Genomic DNA, 17,459 nt, shown 5'->3' on the forward strand with positions numbered 1-17,459 from the left:
GTAGTTTCACTCTCAAAATAACCCAAACAAAAAAACGCACAGACCGATCATCTGTACGTTCTCCCTTCACGCCCGCGTCCTTCCCGGACTGCGGGCTTTTCCCTATTTATGATTCTGTCACAGCCCGTTTCCGCTCGGACTTGTCGACGACCGCGGCGCCGACGAGGTCGCCGGTGACGTTGGACGCCGTGCCGCCCATGCCGATGATGGCGTCGACGCCTGCGATGAGGGCGACGATTTCAAGCGGCAGGCCAAACATCGTCAGGACGGCCGCCAAGGTGACAAGACCCGCCGCCGGTACGCCGGCTGTGCCAATCGACAGCAGGGTGCCGACGATGACGATGACAAAGAAGCTCGACACCGATAGTTCCAGGTTGGTGATATTTGCCGCGAAGACGATGGATACGCCCATCCGCAGCGCACCGCCATCCGAATTGAAGACGGCGCCGAGCGGGAGGGCGAAGTTCGCGGTCTTTTCCGACACGCCCGCTTTCTGTGCGGCTTTGATGGCCACCGGAAGTGAGGCGATACTGCTCGATGTGAAGAATGCCGTCGTGTACGCTTCCTTCGTCGACTTGAAGAAGTCGATGACCGAGTTGCCCGACAGCCGAAGGAAGCTCGTGTAGACGAGCAGCCACAGCAGCGTGATGCCGAGGTAGAAGACCCCCGTGAACGCGAGCAGCGACTTGAACGTCGCACCGCCCTGGCTGCCGAATGCCGTGGCGCTGATGGCGAACACGCCGATCGGTGCGTACAGCAGCACCCCCGTCAGCAGTTTCGAGAACATCTCTTTCAGCGCGACGATGACCCGGTCAAGCAGCTCGCCGTGCCGCCGCATTTCGGGTTCCTCTGCGAACTTCATCGCCGAGATCGCGAGGCCGATGATGACAGCGAGGAAGATGATGCCCATGACATTGCCGCCCGAGAACGCTTCGAACATGTTGGACGGAACAAGCTGGAAGAGCACATCCGAGAAGCTCGGCGCAGTCGGCGTATCGACCATCGTGTTCGGCAGTGTCAGGTGTCTGCCCGGCTGGAACAGCAGGGCGAGCCCGACCCCGATGCCGACGGCGGCCGCTGTGGTTGCCGCGTAGTAGAGGACGAGTTTCCAGCCGATCCGGCCGAGCTGTTTGATGCTCATCTGATCGACCGCGAGCACGACTGTCAGGAAGATGACCGGGATGGCGACCAGGCTCAGCAGATTGATGAGCAGTGTGCCAAGCGGCTGGAAGACCGCCATTTTTTCGCGGAACAGCAGTCCGCTTATAATTCCGGCGCCGAACCCGACAGTCATCTTAAGGACAAATGAACTGTCACGGTAGCCGCGCCATAATTTCTTCAACATGGACTTGCTCCTATCTGTATGTAATGAATGCGTATCTATCGAAGTGTACCGCGATTGGCGATAACTGGTCAATTTCTTTGATTCTTCTAACGGTATGCCCAAGGAACCGGTTCTTCTGGTGCAGGACAGCTGCTGTTCTCTGCTGACGGCTGATTCAGTAAAACCAGCCTGCCGAACCGGAAATTCCATACCAGCGGCGGATATCCTGAAAAGATTTTCAGCGATTTTAGGCCGGAGTCTCAACGTCTCACAAGAACTGGAAAAGAATGGCCGTTGCCGGATGGGTTTGTGCGCTTTATACTATGGGAACAGATGTTCTAGGAGGGGAATGAACATGAACCAACTGCCTGAACGGACGATCATCTGCCTGGATATGAGGAGCTTCTACGCAAGCTGTGCAGCGGCCCTCGAAGGACTCGATGTCATGGAGACGCCGATTGCGATCATCGGCAACAAGGAGCGCAAAGGAGGCGTCGTACTTGCCGCCTCGCCACCGCTGAAAAAGCGGTTCGGCATCAAGACCGGCATGCGGCTGTTCGAGATTCCTGATGATCCGGCGATCCGGCTGATCGAGCCATCCATGGAATTTTACATATCCGTTTCGATGGAAATCGCCCATCTGCTGAATCAGTACGTACCGAAAGAGGCGATCCACGTTTACAGTATCGACGAGTGTTTCGTCGATCTGGACGGGACCGAGCGGCTGTGGGGACCGCCGCGTGAAACGGTCGCCCGTATCCAGGATGATCTGCTGCGCCAATTCCAGCTGCCCTCCGCCTGCGGGATGGGGCCGAACATGCTGCTGGCAAAACTGGCACTCGACCTGGAAGCGAAAAAGACGGGATTTGCCCGCTGGGGATACGACGATGTGCCGGAGAAGCTTTGGCCGGTTTCCCCTTTAAGCGAAATGTGGGGGATCGGCAGACGGCTCGAAAAGACGCTGAACGGCATGGGCATCTATTCGGTCGGCGATCTTGCACATGCGCCGCTCGAGGCACTCGAAGACAAGTTCGGCGTCATGGGCAATCAGCTGTACCACCATGCGCACGGCATTGACCTGTCCGACCTCGGCGCACCGCTCATCGAAGGGCAGGTGAGTTACGGAAAAGGCCAGATCCTGTTCCGGGACTACAACCGCCGGGAAGATGTACTCGCAGTCCTGCTGGAGATGTGCGAGGACGTGGCGATGCGAGCCCGCACCGCCCGCCGTGCAGGGCGCACGGTCCAGCTGTCCGTCGGCTACTCCAAAAATGCGCTCGGCGGCGGTTTCAGCCGGTCGAAGTCGATTGCGGAAGAGACGAACGACACGATGAAGATCTACGCCGTCTGCACGGAACTGTTCGATACGTTCCACGACGGGCGCCCGGTCCGCCAGCTGTCGATCAGCCTGGGCAATCTGATCGATGAGCACGCCATGCAGCTGAGCCTGTTCGACACCGGCAAATGGCGGAAACGGAAACTCGGGGAGACGGTCGATGAATTGCGCGGCAAGTATGGTTCGGCCGCCGTGCTGCGTGCTGTGTCGTATACCGATGCCGGCACGGCGCGCCGCCGGGCGGGCTTGATCGGCGGCCATGTGAAATAAGTACACGAGGAGATGGACGGAAGGAGGGATCATCATGCTGAGAGATCGCGGAAAGATCAAATGGACGGCACTCATGCTGCCGGAACATGTCGAGCGCCTGCGCGCCTGGCAGGCGGAAGATACGATGCGGATGCGGACCGAGCCTGACGAACAGCAGCTGGAAGAATGGAATTATCTGCTGGCGGAAGCGATGGAGACGAACGAACTGGTCGTCCTGACCCACTGGCAGACAGGCCGGCCGCAGACAGAGGAACTCCATGTGCATTGCCTGGAACCTGAACGGAGCCGCCTGCGGGGAGTGACGGCGGAAGGGAAAGCATGCATCATTTCACTGTGTGACATCGAAACTGTTTTCAAAATCGGATAATTCGAAAGAAAGACTATCCGGGCTGCGGATCTATCTGCTAAACTGGTCAGAGTCCTCTATAGATTGGCAGGGAAGTCCATTGAACGTACTCATTCAGCTCGGCTGGTTTTTCAGACAGCGGAAGAAGCAATACCTCACCGGCATCGCGGCACTTGTGCTCGTTTCGATTCTGCAGCTGCTGCCGCCGAAGATCATCGGCTATATCGTCGATGATATTACCGAAGGAACACTTGACGCGGGCCAGCTGACCAGATGGCTCATCATCCTGGCAGCTGCGGGTGCCGCCATGTATGTGTTCCGCTATGTGTGGCGGGTCATGATTTTCGGCTCCTCCATCGTACTTGCCCGGACCATCCGCAAGCAGCTGTTCGATCATTTCTTGAAGATGTCACCCGCATTCTACCAGAAGCGGCGGGTCGGGGACCTGATGGCCCATGCCACCAATGATGTCAGCGCCGTCCAGCAGACCGCCGGCATGGGGGTGCTCACTCTGTTCGACTCCCTTTCGACGGGCGGTTTCGTCATTTTGACGATGGCGCTGACGATCAACTGGAAACTGACCCTGATCGCCCTCGTTCCGATCCCGCTCATGATCATCCTGACAAGTTTCTACGGGAGATTGCTGCGCCGGCACTTCCGTACGGCGCAGGAGGCATTTTCCAGCATGAATGATAAGACGCAGGAAAGCATTTCAGGCATGAAAGTCATCAAGACATTCGGCCAGCAGAAAGAAGACATCGAAGATTTCAAGGAACTGTCCGACGAAGTCGTGGAGAAGAACATGCGCGTCGCCCGGATCGATGCTCTGTTCGACCCGACCATCGGCGGAATCTTCGCCGTCTCTTCCATTATTTCGTTCATCTTCGGTGCGCGTTTCATCCTTGCTGGTAATATGTCCGTCGGAGATATGGTGGCGTTCAGCACGTATCTCGGCCTCCTGACATGGCCGATGCTCGCGTTCGGCTTCCTGTTCAACATTGTCGAGCGGGGAAGTGCCTCGTACAGCCGGATCCGCGATCTGCTGGCTGTCGAGCCGGAAGTGACGGACGTCGCAGGGGCGATCAGTGAGCGGCCGAAGGGAGATCTTGTTTTCAATATCGATTCCTTCACATTCCCAGGGGATCCGAAACCCGCCCTGCAGGACGTCCGCTTTGCGCTGGATCAGGGAGAAACGCTGGGGATTGTCGGAAAAACCGGTTCCGGGAAGACCGCCATCCTGAAACTGCTGCTCCGGGAATTCGATGGATTCGAAGGGGAGATCCGGTTCGGCGGCCACTCCATCCAGCATTACAAACAGCAGTTCCTTCGGGAATCGATCGGTTATGTGCCGCAGGATCACTTCCTGTTCTCCACGACCATCGCAGAGAATATCGCCTTCACCAATCCGACCGTCTCCATGGATGATATCCGGGCGGCTGCGCGTCTTGCGCACATCGATGAAGATATCCAAGGGTTTGCAGAAGGCTACCGGACCGTTGTCGGCGAACGCGGCGTATCGCTTTCCGGCGGCCAGAAGCAGCGGATTTCCATCGCACGCGCCCTGCTCATGAAACCCGAACTGCTCATCCTCGATGATTCGCTCTCGGCGGTCGATGCGAAAACCGAGGAAGCGATCCTCCGGTCATTGAAGACGGCAAGGAGCGGAGAAACGACGATCATTACGTCGCACCGGCTGAGTGCTATCCAGCATGCCCACCAGATCATCGTCATGGACGGCGGGCGTGTCGCGGAAGCCGGCACCCATGCTGAACTGATGGCACTCGGCGGGCGCTACAAAGAGATGTATGATCTGCAGCAGCTGGAAGCATCCGTCGAACAGGGAGGTGAGGCGTAATGGGAGAGACGAAACAACCAACGATGTCGGTACGGGAGCAGCTCCGCGTATTTGTGCGGCTGTTGCGCTATCTGACACCCCACAAACTCTCGATCGCCTTTGCGCTCATCCTGCTGGCCCTGACGACCACAGGCGGGATCGTCAGTCCGCTGCTGATCCAGTCGTTCATCGATGATCATCTTGTTCCGCTCAATTTCGAACGTACAGGTGTCATCCGGCTGCTTGCTGCTTATGTGAGTGTCCAGGTGACGGTCGTCGTCATCTCGTACTTCCAGTCGATCCGTTTCCAGCGGATCGCCCTGAAGATCATCCAGCAGCTGCGGATCGATGCATTCACAAAGGTGCAGGGACTCGGCATGCGGTATTTCGACAGAACACCGGCAGGCGCGATTGTATCACGCGTCACGAACGACACCGAAGCGATCAAGGAGATGTTCGTCAGCGTTGTTGTCACGTTCCTGCAGGCGATCTTCGGCATCATCGGTGTCTACATCGCCCTCTTCTCACTCGATGCGTCCCTGGCGCTGTATTCACTTGTCCTGCTGCCGCTGTTCGCGGTGCTGGTGGCGGTCTATCGCCATTACAGCGCGGATTTCTACCAAGATATCCGGGAGCGTCTCAGCCAGCTCAACGGCAAGATTTCGGAATCGCTCTCCGGCATGGGTATGATCCAGGCCTTCCGTCAGGAGCAGCGGCTCGCGGATGAATTCGGGACCATCAATGAAGGGCATTACCGGGCCGGCCGCCGGAACATCAAATTCGACAGCCTGCTGCTCGGGCCGTTCATTGACCTGCTGTATACGGCAGCCGTTGTTGCTGCACTCGCCTATTTCGGCTTCACGTCCCTGGTCTCGGCCGTCGACGTCGGCGTCATCTATGCCTTTACGACGCTGTTGAGCCGCCTGTTCCAGCCGGTCCAGCAGGTGATGAACCGGATGTCGATCTTCCAGCAGGCACTCGTGTCCGCCTCCCGTGTATTCACGCTGATCGATGAAACGGATATGGAGCCTGTCCAGCAAGTGACAGAGCCTGCATCGATCACGGAAGGGAAGATCGTCTTCGATCATGTGACGTTCAGCTATGACGGCAAGAACGATGTCCTGAAAGACATTTCCTTCACCGCGAACGCCGGTGAAACCGTGGCACTCGTCGGGCATACCGGCAGCGGCAAGAGTTCGATCATCAACCTGCTCATGCGCTTCTATGAATACGAGCAGGGGAGCATCACCATCGACGGCCGGTCGCTGAAATCCTACTCCGCCGAAGAATTGCGCAGCAAGGTGGGGCTTGTCCTGCAGGATCCGTTCATGTTCTACGGGGATATCGAAAGCAATATCCGGCTGCACAATTCCGGGATGTCTTCCGAAACCGTCCGGGCGGCAGCGGAATTCGTCCGGGCGGATGCATTCGTCGGACAGCTTGAAGGGAACTATGCCCATAAAGTGATGGAGCGCGGCGCCACGCTTTCGAGCGGACAGCGCCAGCTGATCGCGTTCGCCCGCACGATGGCGGCCGATCCGAAAATCCTGGTGCTCGATGAGGCGACGGCCAACATCGATACCGAGACGGAGATTGCCATCCAAGCGAGCCTGCAGAAGATGCGGAAAGGGCGTACGACCATTGCCATTGCGCACCGTCTGAGCACCATCCAGGATGCCGAACTCATCCTCGTCCTGCACAAAGGGGAGATCGCAGAGCGGGGGACTCATCAGGAATTGCTGCGCCAGAAAGGGCTCTATTACAAAATGTATCAGCTGCAGAACGGGCAGACCGCCTGACCAGCTGGGTCAAGCCGCACGCAGGTTCCGCTGCGTGCGGCTTTTCACATGTCATAAACTGTTCACAGACAAAATGTGCGTATTCGCCGCCCTGTTCTGATACGATGGAGAAGCAAATTCAGACAAACTGATAAGGGGGAAGTTCATTGGCAGCAGATGTGAACGTATTCCTTGCATTCGGCGCGGGTTTTCTCAGCTTCGTCTCCCCGTGTGTCCTGCCGCTTTATCCGGCATTCATTTCCTACATAACCGGTATGTCCATCGAGGATCTGACGTCTGATAAGAAGCGCATGAGCCGAAATGGAATGCTGCATACATTATTCTTCCTGCTCGGATTTTCCATCGTGTTCATCTTCCTTGGGTTCGGCTCGTCCTTCATCGGCCGGTTCTTCATCGAATATATGGACCTTCTGCGGCAGGTGGGCGCAATTTTCATCGTCCTGTTCGGACTGATGGTGGCAGGTGTCTTCACGCCGAAGTTCCTCATGCAGGAACACAAACTGCAGTTCAAGAACAGGCCGTCCGGCTATCTCGGTACGGCGCTGATCGGTCTGGCGTTCTCCGCCGGCTGGCAGCCATGCATGGGCCCGATCATCGGGGCGATCATCGGACTCGCCGCATCCAATCCGGGATCGAGCATGCTCTACATGATGATGTACGTCCTCGGTTTTGCAGTGCCGTTCTTCGTCCTGTCGTTCTTCGTGACACGGCTCGGCTGGATCCGGCGCCATAACCGGACGATCATGCGCATCGGGGGCGTCCTGATGATCGTCTTCGGTATCATCCTGTTCTTTGACGGCATGACATACCTGATCAGCTTGCTCAGCCCGATCTTCGGGGATTTCCAAGGCTTTTAAGCAGGGAGGCTGGATTGAATGATTGAAGTAACTTCATATGATGACTGGCAGCAGCTCGCTGCTTCGGAAACAGCCGTCCTGCTGTTCGTGAAAACGGACGGCTGCTCCGTCTGTGACGGGCTGTATCCGCAAGTGGCGGCACTGGAACCGGCCTATCCATTCCCGTTCGCCCGGGTGAATGTGTCGGACGTGCCTGAGATGGCAGGCCAGCTGGCGCTGTTCACCGCTCCAGTCGTCCTCCTGTTCAGCCGCGGCCGGGAGCTGACGCGTTTTGCGCGGTTCGTGCCGATGGATGACTTGCGGAAGCGGCTGGACGAGCTCAAGGAGGCGGTGTCCGGATGAACCGGATCCAGGGCTTGCTCGATACCATTTTCAACGATATCCCGCCTGTCGTCCTGATTGTCGGGTCGACCGTCGTTTTCTTTGTCATGGGACTGCTTGCATTCTTCGTCCGATCGAAAGCGGCACAGCGCCCCATAACACCGGTGCGCATCATCCTGCCGCCGCTCTTCATGTCGTCGGGACTGCTGATGTTTTTGTTCACACAGTTCCAGGTGCCGAAAAACCAAGTGTTCGAAGCGATGGCGGTCGGCCTGTTATTCTCGACCATCCTGATCGTCACGACGAATTTCGAGCATAAGGACGGCAATCTGTTCGTCAAGCGGTCGAAGGCGTTCATCTTCATTCTGGCAGGGCTGCTGATCTTCCGTCTGGTCGCCAAGCTGATTCTCAGCAGTTCGATCGACGTCGGGGAACTCGCGGGCATGTTTTTCATCCTCGCGTTCTCCATGATCATCCCCTGGCGGATCGGGATGCTCGTCAAATACAGCCGATTGAAAAAAAGAGAGGGACTTCCGGTGAAATGACCGGGTCCCTCTCTTTTTTGCGTTAAAACAGATGCTCATACGGCGTCATATCGACGTCCATTGACGTCAGTTTCTTGCGCAGGAATTTATGGTCGCGCTTTGGCGTCGCAACGATGTAACCGCGGATGATATGGTCGAACTCGATTCGTTTCGCGTGTTCGTCCAGTGCGATCTGCCCGATCCTTCCGGCGATCTTCTGCTTCGCCACCGGCCGGAACAGCTCGGGCACCGGCTGGACCAGTTCGTTCAGCAGCCCCTTCGCCTCGTCATTCCACAGATGCAGCGACCGGTCGACATAATACTCTTCCCAGTCCAGCGTCGATTTCCCATCCTCTTTCGGGAACACTTTCAAAAACTTCCGGAACATGAAAAAGCCGCCGATTCCAAACAGGACGATCAGCACGATGCACCAGAAGACGATAAACCAGATAAACCAGCCTGGCATGATTCGTTCACCTCTTTACAGACTCTCTTCCTATCCATTGTACCTGCAAACTGAAACTCTTTCACGAACATTGTATCCTTTTCCTTCTTCCGCGTCTATGTAGAGTGTGAAAGGAGGGGAACACACATGGCAGCACTTCAATTCCAGACTGCAACAGGCAAGATCATCTTCGACGCCGGCCAGACACCGGACGGCCGTCTGATCAGCCGGACGAAAACGTACCGGTTCGTCGAACGGAACGCTTCACCGGAAAGTCTGCAGGCAGCTCTGACAGCGCTCGGCCAGCTGTCGGCATGGTCTGTAATGTCGTACGAGAAAGTCGTCACATCGACTGTCACCGACTAACCGCAGGCAACTCAAAACGGAAGGAGGAAACTTGAATGGCACTCACATTGCAGCTTGTCTTCACCAAGTCCGACGGCAAGGACTTCATCATGACCGTGGACGAACCGCGCAGCGACCTGACGCCGGCGGAGGTGGAAGCCGCCATGCAGCAGATCATCGATTCCGCTGCATTCAAGAAGGACGGCGATGTCCTGACAGCAGTCAAAAGCGCCCGCATCATCGACCGCAGTGTAAACGAACTCATCAAAACCAAGTAAGGGGGGAGAGGCCGGTATCCAGTCCAGTGACTGGGACCGGCTTTTTCGGACGTACACCATAAAGGAGGGAAAAAACGTGGAACAGATGCTTGAGCTGTCGATGGGGTTCATCCAGGAGATCGGCTTTCCAGTGTTCGTATCCTTCTATCTGCTGCATCGGCTGGAAACGAAACTGGAAGCGATCCACGGCGCCCTCGTCACGCTGAAAGTGAAATAGTCTTCACAGTTCCGACAAACAAACGCCAAACAACTGTGGAAATCCCGGTTGTTTGGCGTTTGCCGGTTCGATATGATAAAGTGAGTGCACAGAGTTTGGAGGAAGAGTCATGAAGAAAAAAGCTTTGTTACTGAGCGTCCTTATGCTGTCTCTGATTTTGGGTGCGTGCGGCGGCGGCTTCAAAGCCGACCACCATTACAGCATCGCTCCGTTCGAATTCACCGATCAGAACAATGAGAAGGTTTCATTGGACGATTTGAAAGGCGAGATCTGGCTGGCCCAGTTCGTGTTCACCAGCTGTACGACTGTCTGCCCGCCGATGATGAGCAACATGGCGGAAATCCAGGAAGGCCTCGAGAAAAAAGGGGTGGAAGACTATAAAATCGTCTCCTTCAGTGTGGATCCGGAAGTCGATACGCCTGAAAAACTCGGCGAATACCTGGACGCCTTTGACGTGCCGGACAAATCGAAATGGGAGATGCTGACCGGTTACACGATGGATGACATCAGCGATCTTGCTGTCAAATCGTTCAAGATGCCGGTCATCGATGATCCGAATTCCGATCAGGTCATCCACGGCTCACGTTTCGGTCTGGTCGACAAAGAAGGGAAAGTCGTGAAAACCTACGCAGGGAACGAAGACGTACCATTCGACACAATTGTCAAAGACATGAAAACACTGAGCAAACAAGACTGATTGCAGGAAAGGGGAGGGACGGGTGAAGAAAAAGAAACGCAGGCTGACCGCGAAGGCGAAATTGCTGCTGATCGCACTGCTTGTACCGGTTTCAGCCGTCCTGTTCACCTTGACCGCCATCATCTGGACAACCCTCCGCCATCCGTCGGTCATCCAGAAGTCCGCGAGTACGCTGATCGATCTGCATGACCGGCACGGCGGACTCACCATTCCGGACGAATACATCCCGATCTATAAAGCGGCTGCCGACGAGTATGACATCCCATGGACGCTGCTTGCAGCCCATCATCGGGTCGAAACCCGCTTTTCCACGATGGATCCGCTGCTGTCACCGACCGGCGCAGAAGGGCATATGCAGTTCATGCCGTGTACATTCGTCGGGTGGAGCTATCCCGGCTGCAGCGGCCTCGGCAAAGGGGATATCCCCGAAAAGGACAAGACCGATCCTGCAATCATCGCGGAGTACGGCGGATACGGCGTGGATGGCAGCGGAGACGGGAAGGCCGATCCGTTCAATCTCGAGGATGCCATCTTCAGCGCCGCGAACTACTTATCGAAAAGCGGGGCGGCGGACGGCCATATCGAAAAAGCGATTTATCATTACAATCATAGTGACAAGTACGTAGAGGACGTCCTTTGGTTTTTCGATGAGTATGAAGCCCAGCAGACTAAACAGGCCAAAAAATAAAAGGACTCCGCAATATGCGAAGTCCTTTTTGCTATGCCTGGTGTTACGAAGCCTTGCGCATCGCTTTCAGCACGAGGCTGACGATGAATACAAGGACGAGTGCACCGATCAGCGCCGGGATGATATAGAAGTCCGATACTTTCGGTCCCCATTCTCCAAGCAGTGTTCCGCCGACCCATGCACCTACGATACCAGCGATGATGTTACCGATGATTCCGCCTGGGATATCTTTACCAAGAATAAGTCCGGCAATCCAGCCAATAATACCTCCGATGATTAAAAACCAAAGAAAACTTAGCATGTGATTCCTCTCCTTTTCGCTTTAGTAATTTGTCTGGTGTAGTATTTGTTATAGCCACAAATTCTATACTTCAAACATGACAGCGAAAAAAAGGGAGGCCGCTTCAGCGGATCAGTTCGGCACCGAGCGTGTTCTCGAAGTGGCGGAGCGCCCATTCATGGCCGGCCGGATCGAAGCTCGCGACGCCCTTTTCGTGGATAACGATCTTGTACCCGCGGTTATAGGCATCAGCAGCCGTATGCAGAATACAGATGTCGGTGCAGACTCCTGTCAAATGGAGTTCATCGATAGTACGGGCACGCAGCCAGATGTCGAGATCCGTTCCGGCAAACGCACTGTATCGGGTTTTATCCATCCAGTGGATCGCTTCCTTGTTTTCTTCATATAATGTTTTCAGGGAACCGTACAAGTCCCGCCCGGGTGTGCCGCGCAAGTTATGAGGCGGGAACAGCCGGGATTCCGGATGATGGGGATCATCCTTTTCGTGCACATCGACCGCAAAGACGACTGCTTCCTCCCGGTCGATGAATTCCTGTGTGAGCTGTGTGATATACCGCTCGAGCGCCATTCCGGGCGCCCCGCACGTCAATGCGCCGTCTTCCGCGACAAAATCCTCCGTGTAATCGATGACCAGCAATGCCTTCTTCAATTCAGCCACTTCCTTTCTTTCTTCTATTATGCACATAGTCTGAGAAAAGGCCATCCGTTCATCAGAACAGTCATCATATCGATTCTTCTTATGGACTACTATAAATTTAATGTAATTTACTTATAGACTTTGCTGTTATATGATGGAGTAGAGAAAAGACGCTTATTTTTAAAGCCTTTTCAGTACGTAAAGGAGGAATTCAGCAATGACAAAGAGCAATTTCCACAACAGCCGCTCCTCATTCGACCTGAACGGTAAGACGTATAACTACTACCGCATCAAGGCGCTGGAGGACGCAGGTATTGCAAAAGTCTCAAGACTGCCTTACTCGATCAAAGTACTTCTGGAATCCGTCCTTCGCCAGCATGACGGATATGTCATCAAAGACAACCATGTCAACAACCTGGCAAAGTGGGGCAAAGACGCGGATGCCGATGCAGAAGTGCCATTCAAGCCATCCCGCGTCATCCTGCAGGACTTCACAGGCGTACCGGTCGTCGTCGACCTCGCATCCCTGCGTTCCGCGATGGCGGACATGGGCGGAGACCCGGACAAGATCAACCCGGAAATCCCGGTCGATCTCGTCATCGACCACTCCGTGCAGGTAGACAGCTACGGCACGCATGATGCCCTCCAGAAGAACATGGAGCTCGAGTTCGAACGGAACGCAGAGCGCTACCAGTTCCTGAACTGGGCGCAGAAAGCATATGACAACTACCGCGCGGTTCCGCCGGCTACAGGGATTGTCCACCAGGTGAACCTCGAGTACCTGGCAAGCGTTGTCCATGCAATCGAAAACGAAGACGGCTCATTCGAAGCCTACCCGGATACATTGGTCGGTACGGACTCCCATACAACGATGATCAACGGAATCGGCGTCCTCGGATGGGGTGTCGGAGGTATCGAAGCGGAAGCCGGCATGCTCGGACAGCCTTCCTACTTCCCGATTCCTCAGGTCATCGGTGTCAAGCTGACAGGCGAACTGCCAAACGGCACGACTGCGACTGACCTCGCGCTCAAAGTGACGCAGACATTGCGTGCACACGGCGTCGTCGGCAAATTCGTCGAGTTCTTCGGACCAGGCGTTTCCGAACTGCCGCTTGCAGACCGGGCAACCATCGCCAACATGGCTCCGGAATACGGCGCAACATGCGGATTCTTCCCGGTTGACGAAGAGTCACTCAACTATATGAAGCTGACAGGCCGCGACGAAGACCACATTGCGGTCGTCAAAAAATACTTGCAGGAGAACGATATGTTCTTCACGCCGGACAAAGAAGAGCCGGTGTATACGGAGTGTATCGAAATCGACCTGACGCAAGTGGAAGCGAACCTTGCCGGACCGAAACGCCCGCAGGATATGATTCCGCTTTCGGACATGAAGCGTGAATTCAACGATGCAGTCGTTGCACCTGAAGGCAACCAAGGGTTCGGCCTCACTCCGAAAGAGTTCAAGAAGAGCGGCACAATCGAATTCGCTAACGGTACGTCGATCGAAATGAAGACCGGTGACCTCGCGATCGCTGCAATCACATCTTGTACGAACACATCGAATCCGTACGTTATGCTCGGCGCAGGATTGGTAGCAAAAAAAGCTGTCGAACTCGGCCTGACACCGCCGGCTTACGTGAAAACTTCACTGGCACCGGGATCGAAAGTCGTGACAGGCTACCTGGCAGAATCAGGTCTCGACAAATATCTTGACCAGATCGGCTTCAACACAGTCGGTTACGGCTGTACGACATGTATCGGGAACTCGGGTCCTCTTCTTCCTGAAATCGAGAAGACGATCATGGACAATGACCTGCTTGTCTCTTCCGTCCTGTCCGGGAACCGGAACTTCGAAGGCCGGATCCACCCGCTCGTCAAAGCCAACTACTTGGCATCTCCGCCGCTCGTCGTCGCATATGCGCTTGCCGGAACAGTCGACATCGACTTCAAGAAACAGCCGATCGGCAAGAGCAAAGACGGCAAAGATGTCTACTTCAATGACATCTGGCCATCGACGGAAGAAGTGAAGGCGATGATCGAGAAGACGGTCACACCAGAACTGTTCCGTAAAGAATATGCACGCGTGTTCACAGAGAACGAAGCATGGAATGCAATCGAAACGACAGACGAAGCGCTGTATGATTTCGATGAGAATTCCACATACATCCAGAACCCGCCATTCTTCGAAGGGCTTTCCAAAGAACCTGCAGACATCAGCGCACTGAAAGATCTGCGCGTTGTCGGGAAGTTCGGCGATTCGATCACAACCGACCACATTTCGCCGGCTGGTGCGATCGGCAAGGATACACCTGCAGGACTGTACTTGCGTGAGCATGGCGTCGAGCCGCGCTACTTCAACTCGTACGGCTCCCGCCGAGGAAACCACGAAGTCATGATGCGCGGTACGTTCGCCAACATCCGGATCCGCAACCAGATTGCAAAAGGAACGGAAGGCGGCTATACGACCTACTGGCCGAACAAAGAGATCATGCCGATCTATGACGCTGCCATGAAGTACCAGGCAGACGGCACTGGACTCGCAATCATTGCCGGCAAAGATTACGGTATGGGCTCGTCCCGTGACTGGGCAGCCAAAGGAACGTCCCTTCTCGGCATCAAGACAGTCATCGCCGAGAGCTATGAGCGGATCCACCGTTCGAACCTCGTTATGATGGGTGTCCTGCCGCTTCAGTTCATCAACGGACAGAACGCGGAATCCCTCGGACTGACAGGCGAAGAAGCGATCAGCGTCGACATCGCGGAAGGCGTCAGCCCGCGCGATATCCTCAAAGTGACAGCGACGGCGGCAGACGGCACCGTCACTGAATTCGAGGCACTCGCACGTTTCGACTCCGAAGTGGAGATCGACTACTACCGTCACGGCGGCATCCTGCAAATGGTGCTCCGCGACAAGATGAAAGGCTGAGCCAGCCTGCCGCCCCTTTCCTGACGCTTGTCAGGGAAGGGGTTTTTTGTGCAGGACGGACGGAATTTCGGTATACTGGCGGGGTAGAAGAGGTGATCAGACATGCATGTCAGTGAAAAAGAGATTGAAATCCGCTATGCGGAAACGGACCAGATGGGCGTCGTCTACCATGCGAACTATCTCGTCTGGATGGAGATCGGCCGCACGAAGCTGATCGAGGACCTCGGTTTCAATTATGCAGGACTGGAGGCGGACGGATACCTGTCGCCGGTGACCGATCTGTCGGTCAACTACAAAGCCGCCATGCGGTATGGTGAAACCGCGACCGTCCGTACGTGGATCGAGTCCCACGGAAAACTGCGCACGGTCTATGGCTATGAAATCCTGCACGCCGACGGTACCGTGGCGGCGACCGCCGTGTCGGAACACGTCGTCGTGCGGAAAGACAATTTCCGCCCGGTGTCGCTGCGCAAGATCGCCCCCGAGTGGGATGCGAAATATGCCGAACTTGCAAAATCAGCCGAATGATGCAGAAACGCCCCGTCGTCTTATTGATGAGACAGGGCGTTTTTTGCTGTCGGAAGCAAGTTTTGCTCATACATTGACGAATGTACTCATAAATGCAGATTTTCGCTCATAAACCACCGGTTCGCGCTCATAACTTCACAATTCTCACCTATACGACAGCGGGCGCAGCCCTTTATCAGCATAAGACAGCAGTACTGCAAAACCCCCTGGCTTGTGCTCGCTTCCGCTCGTTTACTGTCGGCAAGTCTCGCGGTACAATCCATGCCAGCCAAAAAAGCATCACGCCCGGAACCGGCATGATGCAGCAAAAAAAGGACAGGAACGTATGTGCCCGTCCTGACTTTATGGTATACTGATAGACAGATAGAAACAGTACGAGCTCATAGGCGGTTCGCATACCTGCAATCCTGCAGCCTGTTCCAGGCCGGGAGGGGGTGATGCGTATGACATCATATGAAGCAGTCAGCCTGATGATCGGCTTTGGCAGCCTGATCACAGCAGTTCTCGCTTTGTCATATACTTTTTCAAGAAAAAAGTAAACCGCCCTTGAGCCGACAAGCATAGGAGCGGTTTACTCGGCACTATGCGATCGCCTTTGAAGCGAACGCTGTTTTCTATTGCAGGGCCAGGTCGATCACCACATCTTCCTGGTCCTATTTACTGTATCCTGATTTCAACGCAAGTATACCAAACGTGAAATGCTCTGTCCAGTTTTGCAGCCTGCCTGAAGTTTCCTGCTCAGCTCCGGACATAGCCGAACTTCAGCTCACCCATCGTATCATCCACATCGACATGGAGATCGTGGCTGTCGAAATACCACACGTCCCGGGATTCAATATAGAACCGTATGCCGTCCGTTTCCGCTTCCACGGCAGCTTCGTCCGGCTGCTCCTTCGTCACGCCGAGCGAAAAGCCCTCATGGAGCGGACTGCTGCCGCCATAGCGTGCGAAAAACCGGACAGCCTCGCCGCGTTCTGCATCCATTTCTTCCTTGAACCAATCAGCCGCCTTCTGTGTAATCCGGATTTCCATCCAGCAACACCACCTTTCGCTGTCCGCTTGATTTTATTACAGCCACTTCACTTTCGGCTCGGTTCCTGCCTTGATACGCCCGATATTGGCACGGTGGCGGATTACGATGAACACGCCCATCAGCACGATGACCGCCTCCAAGTAGATGTCACCTGTCATCAGGTAATAGATGAATCCGTAAACAGCCCCCATCGCCGCAACGATGATGGAACTGAGCGAGACCATCTTCGTGATCTTCAGTGCGAGAAGGAACGTCAGAATGACGAGCACGAAGACCGGCCAGCTGTAGCCGAGCAGCACACCGCCGGACGTCGCGACCGCCTTTCCTCCTTTGAACCCTGCAAACACCGGAAAGATATGCCCGATGACCGCTGCCATCCCGACAAGGAGCGGGTGGAGGTGCACATCACTGAACGCAGGAAGCGATACGAGCAGTACAGCGGCAGTCCCTTTCAGGATATCGAACGCTGTCACGAAGATACCGGCTTTTTTTCCGAGTACCCGGAACGTGTTGGTCGCCCCCATGTTGCCGCTGCCGTGCTGGCGTATATCCGTCTTGAAGAACAGCTTGCCGATCCAGAGTGCGGACGGCAGGGAGCCGATCACATATGCAAGTACTAGAACAATTACAGTCTCCATAGAAAGCCCCTTCAGTAGATAGTGATAAAGATACTATCCAGTTTACCAGAACAGCAGCCGTGCGACAATCAGGGGTCCATGCATCCGTGCCGGCATTGCATATTAAAGGCTT

The 17,459-nt window shown here is 55.3% G+C and carries 21 protein-coding genes; 15 read left to right on the forward strand and 6 right to left on the reverse strand.

Annotation, left to right across the window (positions count from 1 at the left end):
* Positions 1-106 precede the first annotated feature (106 nt).
* Positions 107-1,342 carry a dicarboxylate/amino acid:cation symporter gene (locus QWT68_RS04845; RefSeq protein WP_290149931.1) on the reverse strand — a complete coding sequence of 412 codons (1,236 nt, stop codon included), beginning with the start codon at positions 1,340-1,342 and terminating at the stop codon, positions 107-109.
* 331 nt (positions 1,343-1,673) lie between these two features.
* Between QWT68_RS04845 and QWT68_RS04850 the strand changes: the two genes are divergently transcribed.
* The 7 genes from QWT68_RS04850 (at position 1,674) to QWT68_RS04880 (ending at position 8,632) form a co-directional block, all read left to right on the forward strand.
* Positions 1,674-2,930, forward strand: coding sequence for a Y-family DNA polymerase (locus QWT68_RS04850; protein ID WP_040286479.1), 1,257 nt, complete (start codon positions 1,674-1,676; stop codon positions 2,928-2,930).
* Positions 2,931-2,964: 34 nt separating this feature from the next.
* Positions 2,965-3,297, forward strand: coding sequence for a YolD-like family protein (locus QWT68_RS04855; RefSeq protein WP_040286480.1), 333 nt, complete (start codon positions 2,965-2,967; stop codon positions 3,295-3,297).
* A 79-nt stretch (positions 3,298-3,376) separates the two neighbouring features.
* Positions 3,377-5,131 (forward strand): ABC transporter ATP-binding protein, encoded by a 1,755-nt coding sequence (locus QWT68_RS04860; protein WP_290149934.1) that lies wholly within the window; start codon positions 3,377-3,379, stop codon positions 5,129-5,131.
* Positions 5,131-6,909 carry an ABC transporter ATP-binding protein gene (locus tag QWT68_RS04865; protein ID WP_040286482.1) on the forward strand — a complete coding sequence of 593 codons (1,779 nt, stop codon included), beginning with the start codon at positions 5,131-5,133 and terminating at the stop codon, positions 6,907-6,909. The genes QWT68_RS04860 and QWT68_RS04865 overlap by 1 nt, the downstream gene beginning before the upstream one ends.
* Positions 6,910-7,055: 146 nt before the next feature.
* Positions 7,056-7,766 (forward strand): cytochrome c biogenesis CcdA family protein, encoded by a 711-nt coding sequence (locus tag QWT68_RS04870; RefSeq protein WP_040286483.1) that lies wholly within the window; start codon positions 7,056-7,058, stop codon positions 7,764-7,766.
* An 18-nt stretch (positions 7,767-7,784) separates the two neighbouring features.
* Complete coding sequence (locus QWT68_RS04875; protein ID WP_040286484.1) at positions 7,785-8,108, forward strand: thioredoxin family protein; 324 nt, start codon at positions 7,785-7,787, stop codon at positions 8,106-8,108.
* Complete coding sequence (locus QWT68_RS04880) at positions 8,105-8,632, forward strand: CcdC family protein (protein ID WP_290149938.1); 528 nt, start codon at positions 8,105-8,107, stop codon at positions 8,630-8,632. The genes QWT68_RS04875 and QWT68_RS04880 overlap by 4 nt, the downstream gene beginning before the upstream one ends.
* 22 nt (positions 8,633-8,654) lie before the next feature.
* Here the strand turns inward: QWT68_RS04880 and QWT68_RS04885 are convergent, their stop codons facing one another.
* Positions 8,655-9,077, reverse strand: a complete 423-nt coding sequence (locus QWT68_RS04885) for a DUF2621 domain-containing protein (RefSeq protein WP_040286485.1) — start codon at positions 9,075-9,077, stop codon at positions 8,655-8,657.
* A 126-nt stretch (positions 9,078-9,203) separates the two neighbouring features.
* On the opposite strand from QWT68_RS04885, the gene QWT68_RS04890 reads away from it, so the two are divergent.
* The 5 genes from QWT68_RS04890 (at position 9,204) to QWT68_RS04910 (ending at position 11,281) form a co-directional block, all read left to right on the forward strand.
* The gene (locus QWT68_RS04890) at positions 9,204-9,422 is read left to right on the forward strand and encodes a DUF1659 domain-containing protein (RefSeq protein ID WP_040286486.1); all 219 of its coding nucleotides are present in this window, start codon (positions 9,204-9,206) and stop codon (positions 9,420-9,422) included.
* A gap of 35 nt (positions 9,423-9,457) precedes the next feature.
* Positions 9,458-9,679 (forward strand): DUF2922 domain-containing protein, encoded by a 222-nt coding sequence (locus QWT68_RS04895; RefSeq protein ID WP_040286487.1) that lies wholly within the window; start codon positions 9,458-9,460, stop codon positions 9,677-9,679.
* 85 nt (positions 9,680-9,764) lie between these two features.
* On the forward strand, positions 9,765-9,896 hold the full coding sequence (locus tag QWT68_RS04900; protein ID WP_290150454.1) for a YvrJ family protein: 132 nt from the start codon (positions 9,765-9,767) through the stop codon (positions 9,894-9,896).
* Between the two features lie 109 nt (positions 9,897-10,005).
* The gene (locus QWT68_RS04905; protein WP_040286488.1) at positions 10,006-10,593 is read left to right on the forward strand and encodes an SCO family protein; all 588 of its coding nucleotides are present in this window, start codon (positions 10,006-10,008) and stop codon (positions 10,591-10,593) included.
* A gap of 22 nt (positions 10,594-10,615) precedes the next feature.
* Positions 10,616-11,281, forward strand: coding sequence for a lytic transglycosylase domain-containing protein (locus QWT68_RS04910; protein ID WP_290149953.1), 666 nt, complete (start codon positions 10,616-10,618; stop codon positions 11,279-11,281).
* Positions 11,282-11,324: 43 nt separating this feature from the next.
* On the opposite strand, the gene QWT68_RS04915 is transcribed toward QWT68_RS04910, so the two are convergent.
* Positions 11,325-11,582 carry a GlsB/YeaQ/YmgE family stress response membrane protein gene (locus QWT68_RS04915; RefSeq protein ID WP_040286490.1) on the reverse strand — a complete coding sequence of 86 codons (258 nt, stop codon included), beginning with the start codon at positions 11,580-11,582 and terminating at the stop codon, positions 11,325-11,327.
* 103 nt (positions 11,583-11,685) lie between these two features.
* Positions 11,686-12,231 (reverse strand): cysteine hydrolase family protein, encoded by a 546-nt coding sequence (locus tag QWT68_RS04920; protein WP_290149955.1) that lies wholly within the window; start codon positions 12,229-12,231, stop codon positions 11,686-11,688.
* A 205-nt stretch (positions 12,232-12,436) separates the two neighbouring features.
* On the opposite strand from QWT68_RS04920, the gene acnA reads away from it, so the two are divergent.
* The 3 genes from acnA to QWT68_RS04935 all read left to right on the forward strand — a co-directional run bounded on the left by acnA (position 12,437) and on the right by QWT68_RS04935 (position 16,215).
* The gene (gene acnA / locus QWT68_RS04925; protein WP_040286492.1) at positions 12,437-15,148 is read left to right on the forward strand and encodes an aconitate hydratase AcnA; all 2,712 of its coding nucleotides are present in this window, start codon (positions 12,437-12,439) and stop codon (positions 15,146-15,148) included.
* Between the two features lie 102 nt (positions 15,149-15,250).
* Positions 15,251-15,676, forward strand: a complete 426-nt coding sequence (locus QWT68_RS04930; RefSeq protein WP_040286493.1) for an acyl-CoA thioesterase — start codon at positions 15,251-15,253, stop codon at positions 15,674-15,676.
* Between the two features lie 443 nt (positions 15,677-16,119).
* On the forward strand, positions 16,120-16,215 hold the full coding sequence (locus tag QWT68_RS04935; protein ID WP_244898705.1) for a putative holin-like toxin: 96 nt from the start codon (positions 16,120-16,122) through the stop codon (positions 16,213-16,215).
* Positions 16,216-16,414: 199 nt separating this feature from the next.
* Here QWT68_RS04935 and QWT68_RS04940 read toward each other — a convergent pair whose 3' ends face one another.
* Together QWT68_RS04940 and plsY are read right to left on the reverse strand one after the other, a co-directional pair.
* A complete protein-coding gene (locus QWT68_RS04940) occupies positions 16,415-16,708 on the reverse strand; it encodes a HesB/YadR/YfhF family protein (RefSeq protein WP_040286494.1) in 294 nt (97 codons plus the stop codon).
* Positions 16,709-16,744: 36 nt separating this feature from the next.
* On the reverse strand, positions 16,745-17,347 hold the full coding sequence (gene plsY / locus QWT68_RS04945) for a glycerol-3-phosphate 1-O-acyltransferase PlsY (RefSeq protein ID WP_040286495.1): 603 nt from the start codon (positions 17,345-17,347) through the stop codon (positions 16,745-16,747).
* Between the last annotated feature and the right edge of the window lie 112 nt (positions 17,348-17,459).

It is taken from the genome of Sporosarcina trichiuri, from assembly GCF_030406775.1.
GTDB classification, from domain to species: domain Bacteria; phylum Bacillota; class Bacilli; order Bacillales_A; family Planococcaceae; genus Sporosarcina; species Sporosarcina trichiuri.